The sequence below is a fragment of the Niveispirillum sp. KHB5.9 genome (genome assembly GCF_048066115.1).
GTDB lineage: Bacteria > Pseudomonadota > Alphaproteobacteria > Azospirillales > Azospirillaceae > Niveispirillum.
Genome location: NZ_JBLTYX010000007.1, coordinates 32,066 through 45,203, shown reverse-complemented (window position 1 = coordinate 45,203; position 13,138 = coordinate 32,066). Strand labels below are relative to the sequence as shown.

Below are 13,138 nucleotides of genomic sequence, written 5' to 3'. Positions count from 1 at the left end.
CCGGCGCCTGAGGCCCGGTGATCGGACCCGATCACCGGGAATGATATGAGCTCCGCCTTGCACCTTATGCGGGGGAGGGTGGCGGCACGGGGTGCTTGGTTCGCGCGTGCGGCCGGCTTATGTTCTTTTCCAAGCAATCCCCCAAGGTCAGGGCCATGACGATCGAAGAAACCCGCGTCCGTCACCCGGAAAAGGTTAACCGCCCGGACAACCCGATCCAGCGCAAGCCCGACTGGCTGCGCGTCAAGGCCCCGACCAGCCGCGAATACGCCGAAACCCGCGACCTGATGCGCGGGCTGAAGCTGCATACGGTGTGCGAGGAAGCGGCCTGCCCGAATATCGGTGAGTGCTGGAAGAAGAAGCACGCCACCTTCATGATCCTGGGTGCCATCTGCACCCGCGCCTGCGCCTTCTGCAATGTCGCCACCGGCAAGCCGCTGAACCTGGATCCGCATGAGCCGGAGAAGGTGGCCGAAGCCGTGGGCAACCTGAACCTGGAACATGTCGTTATCACGTCCGTTGACCGTGACGACCTGCCCGATGGCGGTGCCGACCATTTCGCCAGCACCATCCTGAACATCCGCAAGCTGGCCCCGGCCACGACCATCGAAATCCTGACGCCGGATTTCATGCGCAAGCCGGGGGCGGTGGAACATGTGGCCAAGGCACGGCCCGACGTGTTCAACCACAATCTGGAAACCGTTCCGCGCCTCTACCCCTCCATCCGTCCGGGTGCGCGTTACTTCACCTCGCTGGCCCTGTTGCAGCGGGTGAAGGAAGTGGACCCGTCGATCTTCACCAAGTCCGGCATCATGGTCGGGTTGGGGGAGACGAAGGAGGAGGTGGGCCAGGTGATGGACGATCTGCGCGCCGCCGACGTCGATTTCCTCACCATCGGTCAGTATCTGGCGCCCACGCCCAAGCATGCGCCGGTCGACCGGTTCGTGACGCCGGACGAATTCGCCAGCTATGCCACCATGGCGCGCGGCAAGGGCTTCCTGATGGTCTCAAGCAGCCCGCTGACCCGCAGCTCCTATCACGCCGGCGATGATTTCCGGAAGCTGCGCGCGGCGCGTGAGGCCAAGCTGGCCAACGCCCGTCCGGCCGCCGAATGATCCGCTGAAGCCTAATGCCGACGCACGCCGAACGGCGCATCCTGCCGCACACGCCGGAGCAGCTCTACGCGCTTGTCGCCGATGTGGAGCGCTACCCGGAATTCCTGCCCTGGGCCGTGGCCTGTCGCATCCGCAAGCGCCACGATGCGGTGATCTGGGCCGATCTGGTGATCGGCTTCAAGATGATCCGGGAACGGTTCACGTCGAAGGTGACACTGAACCCCGCGGATTTGCGCATCGATGTCGAATATGTCGACGGCCCCTTCCACCACCTGAACAACCACTGGCATTTCGAGGCGCATCCCGAGGGCTGCGCTGTCGATTTCTTCGTGGATTTCGAGTTCAAGAACAAAGTCCTGCAAACCATCATCGGCGCCCTGTTCAACGAAGCAGTGCGCAGGATGGTGGCGGCGTTCGAGAGCCGGGCGAAGCAGCTTTACGGGTGATTTCCGATCAGAAGCCGTTCTTCACCAGATCGACCATGCGCACGATCATGCTGCGCTGGGGATCGAAGGGCAGGTCTTCGAAGCCGAAATGCGTGTAGAACGCTCTGATGCCATCATCCAGCGGATGGGTCACCACGGCGAAACAGCCGATATCGCGGGATAGCCTCGTCGAAGTGGCCAGAGCGAACTGCAGGAGGCTTGCGGCATAGCCGCGGCCCTGATGGCGGACATCGACGGCCAACTGCCCCAGCAGGATAGCGGGCAACGGGTCTGGCTGGTTGCGTTGCGCGGATTTCGGCAGAAACTCGCGTGCGATCTGGGCCGTGCTGAGCGACACATAGCCGACAATGGCACCAGTTGCCGGATCGTACACCACGCTTGTGCGTGACACGCCCCCCTCCTGGTTGCGCCATGCGTGGCGGCGGAACCAATGGTTCAGGGAATCTCGGCCACAATCGAAGCCTTCGCGATCATCCGTGACGGCAAGTGGCCGTGGGGGCATCAGTCCTGCCATGCCGGCCGCAGGGCAGCGAGTTGCGCCAGGGCCGGCACCTCCTTCGCTGGGGCCTGCGCCCATTCCTCGAACTTTTCCCAATCGGCCGCGGGAATGGTCAGCAGGCGATGGTTGAACATCTCGGTTTCCGCGGCTTCCACCGCTTTACGGCGGACGAAGTCGCTCAGGCTCGTGCGGTTATGCCGTGCCGCAACTTCCAGCAATTCGCGCTCGCCGGGGGAGACGCGCACGCTCAACGGCGGATTTGTCATCGTCATGATAGGTCTCCAGCTTTGTATGACATTGTCATACGAGGGCCGGGAGTCAATCCGCTTATCTGAAACGGTGCTCTGAGAATGTCCGGCAGTGGAAATTCATTCCCGGAATGTCGGAATTCGAATATTCGTATATCGATGATAATTTAACGTTTTACGTAAAAACTTGGATGCGATATAGAAAGACCATACCCTTAAGCGGATGGAGATCGCCACCATGTCCCAGCGTGTTCTGAAATGGATATTGTCCTTGGTCATCGGGTTCTTCGGTGTGGGTGGTGCGGTTATTCTCATCGCGACGGCCTATGCGATCTTGTCGGGAAATGGCATGAGTGTGCCGTTGCCGGTGCATCTGAGTAATGTAGCGCCGACGGATGTTCTGCTGCGTGATAGTCAAGAAATTGTTGGCAGTCTCACGCTGAACCGGGGCAGGGTAGTCGTGAAACTGCATGACCCGCTCACGATCGCGGGCCTTGGTATTTGCCTTGTAATGATGATTGGACTTGTTATCTATGCATTGACGATGTTTCGTCGTCTTGTGGTCGAGATCGCAATGGGGAATCCTTTTGCTGCAACGGCTGTGTCTCGTCTGCGGTGTGCTGGATGGTCTCTGATCCTGAGTGACTTTGTCAGCATACCGTTCAGCTGGTTATGTGCTGAAGCGGTTGCGCAGGATGTCATGCTGGCCGATGGTCGGGCATTGCTGGTATCAACGCCACTTCTATGGTTTTCGGAAAATACTGACCCGCGGATCGCCTTGGAGATGGATTTTTGGTTCAGCTTCGTTGGGCTTATCTTGCTAGCTTTGGCTGAAGCTTTCCGTATCGGCCGCTCCCTGCGTGAGGAGAGCGAGGGGATCATCTGATGGCCATCATCATCAATGTCGATGTGATGCTGGCGCGCCGCAAGATGTCGGTGACCAAGCTGGCGGACGAGGTGGGCATCTCGCTGACCAACCTCTCCCTGCTGAAGACCGGCAAGGTCAAGGGCATCCGCTTCGCTACCCTGAACCGGATATGCGCCGTGCTGGACTGCCAGCCCGGCGATATCCTGGAATACCGTCCTGGTGGAGAAGGGGAGAGCGAAGAAGATATGGAATGAACGGCAAGGGGAGTGGTCAACCGCTTCCCTGACGCGGCGTCAGAATATCCGGGCTAAATCCCGCCGCCCGTCAATCACGCGGACAATGGCGATTTGGCTCACCGGGCCTTCATCCGTATCGGGAAGAGTTTCGTAAAGAATGAGATAGGGCCCTTCGACCAATACCCGCATACCGGCCCTTATATCCGGGCGGCGTGATCCAAGCCTTGGGTGCATCGCCAACTGCTGGGCGCGCGCTTCAAGCGCGTCATACATCCGCTCGGCGGCCGGCGGGTTCTCAAGCCCAATCGCAACATAGATATCCAGCAGATCGGTCTTTGCCTGCGGGTGCCAAAGCACCTCAACCGGCATGGGTGCCGGCGGTGCGCGCATCTTTCAGACGCTGGCGTGCTTCCTGACGCAGTTGGTCGAAATCAAGCGGCGTGGCCGGCCCGCTGGCCTTCCCGGCATCCCAGGCGCGCCCGAGGTGCCCGGCATCCGCCCGCAGCAACTCACGATGGGACTGCCACAGGTCCATCGCCTCCTGGATGATCTCATCGGTGGTCGCATACTCACCGGCCTTGACCGCGTCGCTCATCGCCGCGATCTGCTCACCGGTCAGGGCGACACTGACTTCCCTTATATCCGGCATGGCCTTGCTCCACCGATCCTGTGGGTATTATTTCTCCCATGTGGGGGCGAAAATGTCCACCGCCCACCCCCGCAGAAACGACAAGGGGGCCGTCTGGCCTCCTCACACCCTCACCGGAAAATCACCGTCCGCGCCCCATCCATGATGATGCGGTGTTCCAGTTGCCACCTGACGGCCCGCGCCAGCACGGCGCATTCCACGTCGCGGCCCATATCGACCAGGTCTTCCGGCGTGTGGCTATGGTCCACGCGCTGGATGTCCTGTTCGATGATCGGGCCTTCATCCAGGACGTTGGTGACGAAATGCGCTGTGGCGCCGATGATCTTCACGCCGCGGTCATGGGCCTGGTGATAGGGCTTGGCGCCCTTGAAGCTGGGCAGGAAGCTGTGATGGATGTTGATGCAGCGGCCCGACAGCACGTTGCAGAAATCCGGTGACAGGATCTGCATATACCGGGCCAGCACCACCAGATTGGCACCGCTGTCCTGGATGATCCTGGTGAACTGCGCTTCCTGCGCCGCTTTGTTGTCCTTGGCCACGGGCAGATGGTGATAGGGAATGCCCGACCATTCCACGAAGCTGCGCATGTCATCATGGTTGGACACCACGGCCGGGATGTCCATGCGCAGGCTGCCGGAGCGCTGGCGGTGCAGCAGGTCGTACAGGCAATGGCCGAACTTCGACACGGCGATCACCACCTTGGGCTTCACCGACATGTCATGCAGTTCCCAATGCATGTCGTACTGACGCGCGATGGGGGCGAACCCTTCCTTCAGCGTGGCCAGATCGGGGAAATTCCCGCCATCGGCGCGGAACACGGTGCGCATGAAGAACAGGTTGTTGATGGCATCGTTGAAATGGTTCGATTCCGTGATCGAGGCGTCATGCTGCGCCAGGTAGGTTGACACCGAAGCCACGATGCCCTTGCGGTCCGGGCAGCGGACGATCAGCACGTAATGACCCAGTTCACTCACACTCGACATGTTCCAGCACCCGGTTCTTCAATAAAATTTCACGGCCGGCAGAGAGTTGCGGCTGGCGTCGCCGCTTGTCCACCCCCAGAATGGGTGCGGGGCGCTTCCGGATGGCGGCCATGCAAAAACCGCTTGACGTGCGCGTAAGGTTGCCTTAACTCTTACGTAAACGTAAGCCACCTGTCCGTGACAAGGGCCGTTATCCATGCTGAGCACCATCGAACAGGCCAAGCACAACGCTTCGCCGACGCAGACCTTCACCATCGGTCAGCTGGCCGACGAATTTGGCCTGACCCTGCGGTCGTTGCGGTTTTATGAGGATGAGGGGTTGATTTCCCCGGCCCGCGTGGGTCAGGCCCGCATCTATACGACCCGTGACCGTGCCCGGCTGAAGCTGATCTGCCGGGGCAAGCGGCTGGGTTTCTCCATCGGGGAAATAAAGGATTTCCTGGACCTGTACGATACGGACGAGGCGCAGGTGGAGCAGATGACCTATCTGCTGCGTGGTGCCCGCGCCCGCATTCGTCATCTGGAACAGCAGTTGCGCGATGTGCAGCAGACGCTGAAGGAACTGCACGAGATCGACGGGATGATCGTTTCCCATCTCGTGTCCAAAGGGGTGCCGACCCCGACCGAATAATTGCCTTTCCCCGGGCGGAATGATTTCATACGCCCGTTTGAATTGAGTTATAATACCCCCCAAATCCAACGGCACCGCCCGACAGAGGCGGGCCGCAGCCACCACCCAGGCGAGGAGCGCAGAAGTCATGAAGAACGTCGTCATTGCCGGTTACGCCCGGTCCCCTTTCCACATTGCCAACAAGGGCGAACTGACGAAGGTGCGTCCGGACGATCTGGCCGCCGCCGTGGTCAAGGAACTGCTGGCCCGCACCGGCGTTGACGGTGCTGCCGTGGAAGACCTGATCCTGGGCTGCGCCTTCCCGGAAGGGGAGCAGGGCTTCAACGTCGCCAAGCTGGTGGCGATGATCGCAGGATTGCCGCAGTCCGTCGCCGGCGCCACCGTCAACCGCTTCTGCGGCTCCTCCATGCAGTCGATCCATCAGGCCGCCGGCGCTATCGCGCTGGGTGCCGGTGACTGCTTCATCGCCGCCGGCGTGGAAAGCATGACCCGCGTGCCGATGGGCGGTTACAACCCGCTGCCCAACGCAGCATTGCATGCCGCCAACCCCGGCGCCTACATGGCCATGGGCATCACGGCGGAGAATCTGGCCAAGAAGTTCGGCTTCACCCGCGCCCAGCAGGAAGCCTACGCCGTCGAGTCCCACGCCAAGGCCGCCAAGGCCCAGGCCGAAGGCAAGTTCGAGGCGGAGATCGTTCCGATCACCGTCCCCGGCGGCAAGGTGGTCAGCCAGGATGGCGGCATCCGCGCCGGCACCACGGCTGAGGGTCTGGCGACCCTGAAGCTGGCTTTCGATGCCGAGAACGGCACCGTCACCGCCGGCACCTCTTCGCCGCTGACCGACGGTGCGTCGGCCACGCTGGTCTGCTCCGAAGACTTCGCCAAGGCCCATGGCCTGAAGATCCTGGCCAAGATCCGCTCCATCGCTGTTTCGGGCTGCGACGCTACCATCATGGGTTATGGCCCGGTCCCGTCCTCGCGCAAGGCCCTGGCCCGCGCCGGCCTGACCATCGCCGACATCGACATCGTGGAAAGCAACGAGGCATTCGCCGTGCAGTCCATGACGGTCGCCAAGGAGCTGGGCTTCGATCCGGCCAAGGTGAACCTGGATGGCGGTGCTTTGGCGCTGGGCCACCCGCTGGGCGCCACCGGTGCCCGCATCACCGGCAAGGCGGCCTCGCTGCTGCAGCGTGAGGGCAAGGCCCTGGCGCTGGCCACCCAGTGCATCGGCGGCGGTCAGGGCATCGCCACCATCCTGGAAGCGGTCTGATCCGGCGATCTTGAGCGGGAGTATTCATCCATGACCATCAAGAAAGCCGCCGTGATCGGCTCCGGCGTGATGGGTAGCGGCATCGCCGCCCATATCGCCAACGCGGGCATTCAAGTCTACCTGCTGGACATCGTCCCGCAGGCGGTGAAGGACAGTGGCGGGGACCGTTCGGTCGTCGCCAAGACTGCCATCGACAAGATGCTGAAGACCGACCCGGCCCCCTTCATGCACAAGAAGGCCGCCTCTCTCGTCACCCCCGGCAATATCGAGGATGACCTGGAGAAGCTGGCCGATGTCGACTGGATCGTCGAAGCGGTGCTGGAGAACCCCAAGGTCAAGCACGACCTGTATCAGAAGCTGGACAAGGTGCGGAAGGACGGTTCCATCGTCTCCTCCAACACCTCCACCATTCCGCTGTCCATCCTGCTGGAAGGTCAGACGGAACGGTTCGCGGCCGATTTCTGCATCACCCACTTCTTCAATCCGCCGCGCTACATGCGCCTGCTGGAAGTGGTGAAGGGCCCCAAGACCCGTCAAGATGCCTTTGATACCGTCAGCGCCTTCTGCGACAAGGTGCTGGGCAAGGGTGTGGTGCAGTGTAAGGACACGCCCGGCTTCATCGCCAACCGCATCGGCACCTATTTCATGGCCGTCGCCGTGAACGAGGCCATCGATGGCGGCCTGACGGTGGAAGAGGCGGACGCCATCACCAGCCGTCCCATGGGCATCCCCAAGACCGGCACCTTCGGCCTGATCGATCTGGTCGGCCTGGACCTGATGCCGCTGATCTCCAAGTCGCTCTTGTCCACCCTGCCGGCGGACGACGATTACCGTCGCATCCACCGCGAAAGCCCGGTGATCAACAAGATGATCGCCGACGGCTATACCGGCCGCAAGGGCAAGGGCGGCTTCTACCGTCAGGCCAAGCTGCCCGACGGCCGCCGCGTCAAGGAAGCCCTGGACCTGTCCACCGGCAGCTATCGCGCGTCGGAGAAGGCCAGCCTGGCGTCGGCCAATGCCAAGGGCCTGAAGGCCCTGGTGGAGACGGGCGACAAGGGCGGCGCCTATGCCTGGCGCGTCCTGTCGCAGGCCTTGTCCTACGCCGCCGACCTGGTGCCGCAGATTGCGGAACAGATCACGGCCGTCGATGAGGCCATGCGCCTGGGTTACAACTGGAAGTCCGGCCCGTTCGAGCTGATCGACCAACTGGGCACCGGCTGGTTCGCCGAGAAGCTGGCTGCCGAGGGCAAGGCCGTTCCCCATATGGTGAAGGTGGCCGCCGGCCGTCCCTTCTACAAGGTGGATGGGTCCAAGCTGCTGTTCCTGGGCACCGATGGCGAGTATGCCGAGGTGAAGCGCGCCGAGGGTGTGCTGTTGCTGACCGACATCAAGCGCGGGTCCAAGCCGGTGGCCAAGAATGGTTCGGCCAGCCTGTGGGATATCGGCGACGGCGTACTGTGCCTGGAATTCACCTCCAAGATGAACGCGCTGGACGCCGACATCATGGCGCTGATCCGCAAGGCCATCGGCATCATCGGCGACGGCAAGTCCGGCCCCTACAAGGCGCTGGTCGTGCATAACGAGGCGTCGAACTTCTCCGTCGGCGCCAATCTGGGCCTGGCGCTGTTCGCCATCAATATCGGCCTGTGGCCGCAGATCGAAGCCTCGATCGCCGATGGTCAGCAGACCTACAAGGCGCTCAAGTACGCGCCGTTCCCCACCGTGTCGGCCCCGTCCGGCATGGCGCTGGGTGGCGGGTGCGAGATGCTGCTGCACAGCTCCGCCGTCCAGGCCCATGCCGAGACCTATTCCGGTCTGGTCGAGGTCGGTGTCGGTGTCCTGCCCGGCTGGGGCGGGTCGAAGGAGATGGTGATCCGCCATCTGGCCAACAAGCGTCGTCCGGGCGGCCCCATGCCGGCCCTGTCGGCGGCTTTCGAGGCCATCAGCACCGCCAAGGTCGCCAAGTCGGCGTTCGAGGCACGCGACATGCTGATCCTGCGTCCGACCGACGGCATCACCTTCAACAAGGACCGTCTGCTGGCCGACGCCAAGGCCAAGGCCCTGGAACTGGCGGCGACCTATACCCCGCCGCAGGAGCCGGAAATCCGCCTGCCGGGTCCGGCCGCTGCCACCGCCTTCTCCATGGCGGTCGAGGGCTTCGCCGGCCAGGGCAAGGCCACCAAGCATGACGTGGTCGTCTCCAACGCCGTGGCCTTCGTGCTGTCCGGTGGCAACACCGACATCACCCAGGTCCTGACCGAGGATGATCTGCTGACGCTGGAGCGGGAAGGGTTCCTGGCCCTGACCAAGACCAGCGGCACCATCAACCGCATCGAGCATATGCTGGAAACCGGCAAGCCGCTGCGGAACTGAGGTTTGGGGGGCCGTGATAGTGAACCACGGCCCCATTTTTCAACCGTCACCCCGGCCTTCGCCGGGGTGACGGTTAATGAAACCTATCCCGTGCAACAAACCCCGTAAGTATGTTGCACGACGTTTCACATCCCTTCCGTCCACCCTATCGACGCCCCCGAGGTGCCCCATCTGCCGTCTTGTCTGAATCCGTTTCCGGTGCCGGACATGATGGGGGATGACGGTCTGCCGCGGTAGCGGTCTACACGGAGAATTCCCATGCCCGTCTACAAGGCCCCGCTCGAAGACATCTCCTTCGTGCTCAACGACGTCCTGAATGCCGAACAGCTGACCAAGCTGCCGGGTTTCGAGGATGCCACCCCCGACCTGATCGCCTCGGTTCTCGAAGAAGCCGCCAAGCTCTGCGAGAACGTGCTGCAGCCGCTGAACCGCTCGGGTCATGAGGAAGGCTGCCATTACGAGAATGGCGTGGTGCGCACGCCCAAGGGCTTCAAGGAAGCCTACAACACCTACAAGGAAGGCGGCTGGCAGGGTCTGGCCTTCGATCCGGAGTATGGTGGGCAGGGCCTGCCGCACACGGTCGGTTTCGTGCTGGAGGAACTGATGTGTTCCTCCAACATGGCGTTCGCCATGTATCCGGGCCTGACCCATGGCGCCATGAACGCCATCCGCGCCCATGCCAGCGATGAGCTGAAGGCCAAGTACCTGCCCAAGATGGTGTCGTCGGAATGGTCCGGCACCATGTGCCTGACGGAGCCGCATTGCGGCACCGACCTGGGCCTGATGAAGACCAAGGCCGTCCCCAATGAGGATGGCAGCTATAACATCACCGGCACGAAGATCTTCATCTCCGCCGGCGAGCATGACCTGACCAACAACATCATCCATCTGGTGCTGGCCAAGCTGCCCGACGCGCCGCCGGGGATCAAGGGCATCTCCCTGTTCCTGGTGCCGAAGTTCCTGCCGACCGAGGATAACGAGCCGGGCGTGCGCAACGGCGTCATGTGCGGGTCCATCGAGCACAAGATGGGCATCATGGCCAACGCCACCTGCGTCATGAATTTCGACGATGCCAAGGGCTGGCTGGTGGGCGAGCCGCACAAGGGCATGCGCGCCATGTTCACCATGATGAACAGTGCCCGTCTGGGCGTGGGCATGCAGGGCCTGGGCGTCGGCGCCGTCGCCTATCAGAACGCCGTCGCCTATGCCAAGGACCGTCTGCAGGGCCGCTCGCTCTCGGGCGCCAAGGAGCCGGAGAAGGCCGCCGATCCCATCATCGTCCATCCCGACGTGCGCAAGAACCTGATGCAGGCCAAGGCCTTCACCGAGGGCGGTCGCGCGCTGGGCTATTGGGTCGGCATGATGATCGATCTGGTGGAAAAGCACCCGGACCCGGTGGTCCGTCAGGAGGCTGACGATTTCGTGGCCTTGCTGACGCCGGTCGTGAAGGCCTATTTCACCGACATGGGCTACGAGGTCGCCACCAACAGCCAGCAGATGTATGGCGGCCACGGCTATATCCGTGAATGGGGCATGGAACAGTTCGTGCGCGATGCCCGCATCGCCATGATCTATGAGGGTGCCAACGGCGTCCAGGCACTGGATCTGGTGGGTCGCAAGCTGCCGCAGAATCTGGGCCGCCTGCTGCGCCGCTTCTTCCACCCGATGCAGGCCGAACTGGAGCAGAACCAGGAGAACCCGGCCCTGCTGGAATTCGTCATCCCCGTCGCCAAGGCCTTCGGCAAGCTTCAGCAGGCCACGGCCGTCGTCGCCCAGAAGGGCATGGCGCGTCCGGACGAGGCCGGTGCGGCCTCATCGGACTATCTGCGCATCTTCGGCCTGGTGGCGCTGGGCTGGATGTGGCTGAAGATGGTGAAGGTGTCCCAGGAGAAGCTGGCCGAAGGCACCGACGGCAAGGAAGCCTTCTACGACGCCAAGATCAAGACCGCCCGCTTCTTCGTGGAGAAGATGCTGCCGGAGGTCGATTACCGCTTCAAGAGCCTGATGTCCGGCGCCAAGTCGATGATGGACCTGTCGGTCGATCAGTTCTGAGGTACAGGCGGCGGTCACCGGTCGTTTCCAATGACCGGTGACCACCCTTTGGGGGAATGGCAAATTGAACTGAAAGGCTGCCGGTGCGACCCGGCAGCCTTTTTTATTGGTGCGGCCATATCAACCGGATGCGCCCTGATACCGACGGTCATAATTATGACCGTCGGTACGGCGGGGACTGCCGCCGCGCCGCTCGTGCGGCGTGAGTCAAGCCAACGGATGTTGGCGCCGGCGCCTGAGGTGCTGAAAATCTTGACCATCGGTCAATATTTTCAGCCGCTAGTATAAGTGCGAAAGGATATAAATTTCACATGAAATCCAACCAATATATTGTATAAGTCATAATCCATCGGATGGATCGAGGAGGCGGCCATGGCGAAGACCTATCTGCTCTTCAGCGTCCCCCATATTCCGGGGCTCAGGCGAAAGCTGGCCGGCGTGCTCCTGGATTATTATCCGGTCTACCATGACGAACTTTTGGTGCCCGTGGGCACCGCACCGGACGGTGATGAGCTGCTGTTGCTGCCATCACTGGTCTGGCAGAGCATCCAGGGAAGGATACTCTTCCCGGAACTGCGCACGGAGCTGGCGCAGAAGGCGCCATCGATCGTCATGGTCGCGATCACCGAAGAGGTCGCGCTTGAATATGTCGCCAAGGCCAGCGAGCGACCGCAAGTCAACTTGCCGCCGGGCGAGATCGTCAATGGGTATTCCCGGGCACTGCGGGCGACGCGGGTGCCGCAGGCACATGCCATGTTCGCCGATGGCACCGCCGTTGCGTCCATCCGGATCGGTCATATCGACACGGGCGTGAACGGTCATCCCTGTCTGCGCAACAATCCCCCGGCCGTCCATGAAGGGGTCAATTACAAGGAGACAGCGACCCAGCCGTTGGACCCCTGGCCCGCCAGCTACACCTATCCTGGCATGCCTGGCCATGGCGGACGGACGATATCCGTGCTGGCGGCGTCCGATGCCGAGAACCTGATGGGTGTCGCCCCCTGGGCGAAGGTGGTGCCCTATCGCCTGTCCAACAACACGATCATCGACTTCCTGGGCAACAATACCAGGCTGGCGGAAGCCCTGCTCCATGCGCTGCAGGCGGGTTGCCAGGTCGTCACCCTGTCCATGGGCGATCCGTTCAAGCCGGAACCGCTGGTCGCGGCGGCTGTCGATGAATTGTACGAGGCCGGCATCATATTCTGTTCGGCGGCGGGCAACGTGATCGACAGCGTGGTCTGGCCGGCCCGGTTCAAGCGGGTGATCGCGGTTGCCGGCTCGCTGGTCCCCGAAGATGATGCGCCCGATATCCATGTGCCCTGGTCGGGCTCCAGCTTCGGTGAGGAAGCCGATATCTCCGCGCCGGCGGACAAGGTGGCGCGTGCCAACTGGACGGGTGTCGGGGCCGCCAGCGTTGCGAATTACGGCGTCGGCGACGGCACCTCCTTCGCCACGCCGGCCGTGGCCGGCACGGCCGCCCTATGGCTGGCGAAGCACGGTGCGGCATTGGATGCGGCCGGCCTGACGGGATGGCGCCGGGTAGAGGCGTTCCGTCATGTCCTGACCCGGACGGCGGTGCCATTCAAGCCCGGTAGCCCCAAAGGCTTTGGTGCCGGCGTGCTGAATTGCCAGGCGGTGCTGGCAGCACCCCTACCCACCGCCGACCAGTTGACGAAGCGGCCCGCCGCCGTATCCGGGGCGGGCACGTGACGGGGGCCTTGGGGGCGTTTTGAACGGCAAGGGCCGCCGGGGGAGGCCGGCGGCCCTT

Annotated in this window: 14 protein-coding genes; 9 read left to right on the top strand and 5 right to left on the bottom strand. The window is 62.6% G+C overall.

All coding sequences use genetic code 11. The annotated features are described in order from the left end of the window. Positions 1-155: 155 nt before the first annotated feature. Together lipA and ACM9HJ_RS13675 are read left to right on the top strand one after the other, a co-directional pair. Complete coding sequence (gene lipA / locus ACM9HJ_RS13680) at positions 156-1,115, top strand: lipoyl synthase (protein WP_416572293.1); 960 nt, start codon at positions 156-158, stop codon at positions 1,113-1,115. A 14-nt stretch (positions 1,116-1,129) separates the two neighbouring features. Continuing rightward, a complete protein-coding gene (locus ACM9HJ_RS13675; protein WP_416572292.1) occupies positions 1,130-1,561 on the top strand; it encodes a type II toxin-antitoxin system RatA family toxin in 432 nt (143 codons plus the stop codon). Positions 1,562-1,568: 7 nt separating this feature from the next. Here ACM9HJ_RS13675 and ACM9HJ_RS13670 read toward each other — a convergent pair whose 3' ends face one another. After that, positions 1,569-1,952 carry a GNAT family N-acetyltransferase gene (locus ACM9HJ_RS13670; RefSeq protein ID WP_416572291.1) on the bottom strand — a complete coding sequence of 128 codons (384 nt, stop codon included), beginning with the start codon at positions 1,950-1,952 and terminating at the stop codon, positions 1,569-1,571. 110 nt (positions 1,953-2,062) lie between these two features. Further along, positions 2,063-2,332, bottom strand: a complete 270-nt coding sequence (locus tag ACM9HJ_RS13665; protein ID WP_416572290.1) for a DUF1778 domain-containing protein — start codon at positions 2,330-2,332, stop codon at positions 2,063-2,065. Positions 2,333-2,546: 214 nt separating this feature from the next. Here ACM9HJ_RS13665 and ACM9HJ_RS13660 point away from each other — a divergent pair, with 214 nt between their 5' ends. Both ACM9HJ_RS13660 and ACM9HJ_RS13655 read left to right on the top strand, forming a co-directional pair. Then, positions 2,547-3,194, top strand: a complete 648-nt coding sequence (locus ACM9HJ_RS13660) for a DUF2975 domain-containing protein (RefSeq protein ID WP_416572289.1) — start codon at positions 2,547-2,549, stop codon at positions 3,192-3,194. Then, positions 3,194-3,430, top strand: coding sequence for a helix-turn-helix domain-containing protein (locus tag ACM9HJ_RS13655; RefSeq protein ID WP_416572288.1), 237 nt, complete (start codon positions 3,194-3,196; stop codon positions 3,428-3,430). Before ACM9HJ_RS13660 ends, ACM9HJ_RS13655 begins: the two co-directional genes overlap by 1 nt. A 39-nt stretch (positions 3,431-3,469) precedes the next feature. Here the strand turns inward: ACM9HJ_RS13655 and ACM9HJ_RS13650 are convergent, their stop codons facing one another. The 3 genes from ACM9HJ_RS13650 to purU form a co-directional block, all read right to left on the bottom strand. Then, positions 3,470-3,781 carry a type II toxin-antitoxin system RelE/ParE family toxin gene (locus tag ACM9HJ_RS13650; protein ID WP_416572287.1) on the bottom strand — a complete coding sequence of 104 codons (312 nt, stop codon included), beginning with the start codon at positions 3,779-3,781 and terminating at the stop codon, positions 3,470-3,472. After that, positions 3,771-4,061 (bottom strand): ribbon-helix-helix domain-containing protein, encoded by a 291-nt coding sequence (locus ACM9HJ_RS13645; protein WP_416572286.1) that lies wholly within the window; start codon positions 4,059-4,061, stop codon positions 3,771-3,773. The genes ACM9HJ_RS13650 and ACM9HJ_RS13645 overlap by 11 nt, the downstream gene beginning before the upstream one ends. Before the next feature lie 110 nt (positions 4,062-4,171). Further along, positions 4,172-5,044, bottom strand: coding sequence for a formyltetrahydrofolate deformylase (gene purU, locus ACM9HJ_RS13640; RefSeq protein WP_416572285.1), 873 nt, complete (start codon positions 5,042-5,044; stop codon positions 4,172-4,174). Positions 5,045-5,240: 196 nt separating this feature from the next. Here purU and ACM9HJ_RS13635 point away from each other — a divergent pair, with 196 nt between their 5' ends. From ACM9HJ_RS13635 to ACM9HJ_RS13615, 5 genes are all read left to right on the top strand, one after another. Beyond that, positions 5,241-5,675 (top strand): MerR family transcriptional regulator, encoded by a 435-nt coding sequence (locus ACM9HJ_RS13635; protein WP_416572284.1) that lies wholly within the window; start codon positions 5,241-5,243, stop codon positions 5,673-5,675. A 127-nt stretch (positions 5,676-5,802) separates the two neighbouring features. After that, the gene (locus ACM9HJ_RS13630) at positions 5,803-6,945 is read left to right on the top strand and encodes a thiolase family protein (protein WP_416572283.1); all 1,143 of its coding nucleotides are present in this window, start codon (positions 5,803-5,805) and stop codon (positions 6,943-6,945) included. 30 nt (positions 6,946-6,975) lie between these two features. Further along, positions 6,976-9,318 (top strand): 3-hydroxyacyl-CoA dehydrogenase NAD-binding domain-containing protein, encoded by a 2,343-nt coding sequence (locus ACM9HJ_RS13625; protein ID WP_416572282.1) that lies wholly within the window; start codon positions 6,976-6,978, stop codon positions 9,316-9,318. 258 nt (positions 9,319-9,576) lie between these two features. Beyond that, the gene (locus tag ACM9HJ_RS13620; RefSeq protein WP_416572281.1) at positions 9,577-11,370 is read left to right on the top strand and encodes an acyl-CoA dehydrogenase C-terminal domain-containing protein; all 1,794 of its coding nucleotides are present in this window, start codon (positions 9,577-9,579) and stop codon (positions 11,368-11,370) included. Positions 11,371-11,742: 372 nt separating this feature from the next. Further along, positions 11,743-13,080, top strand: a complete 1,338-nt coding sequence (locus ACM9HJ_RS13615) for a S8 family peptidase (protein WP_416572280.1) — start codon at positions 11,743-11,745, stop codon at positions 13,078-13,080. Positions 13,081-13,138 lie beyond the last annotated feature (58 nt).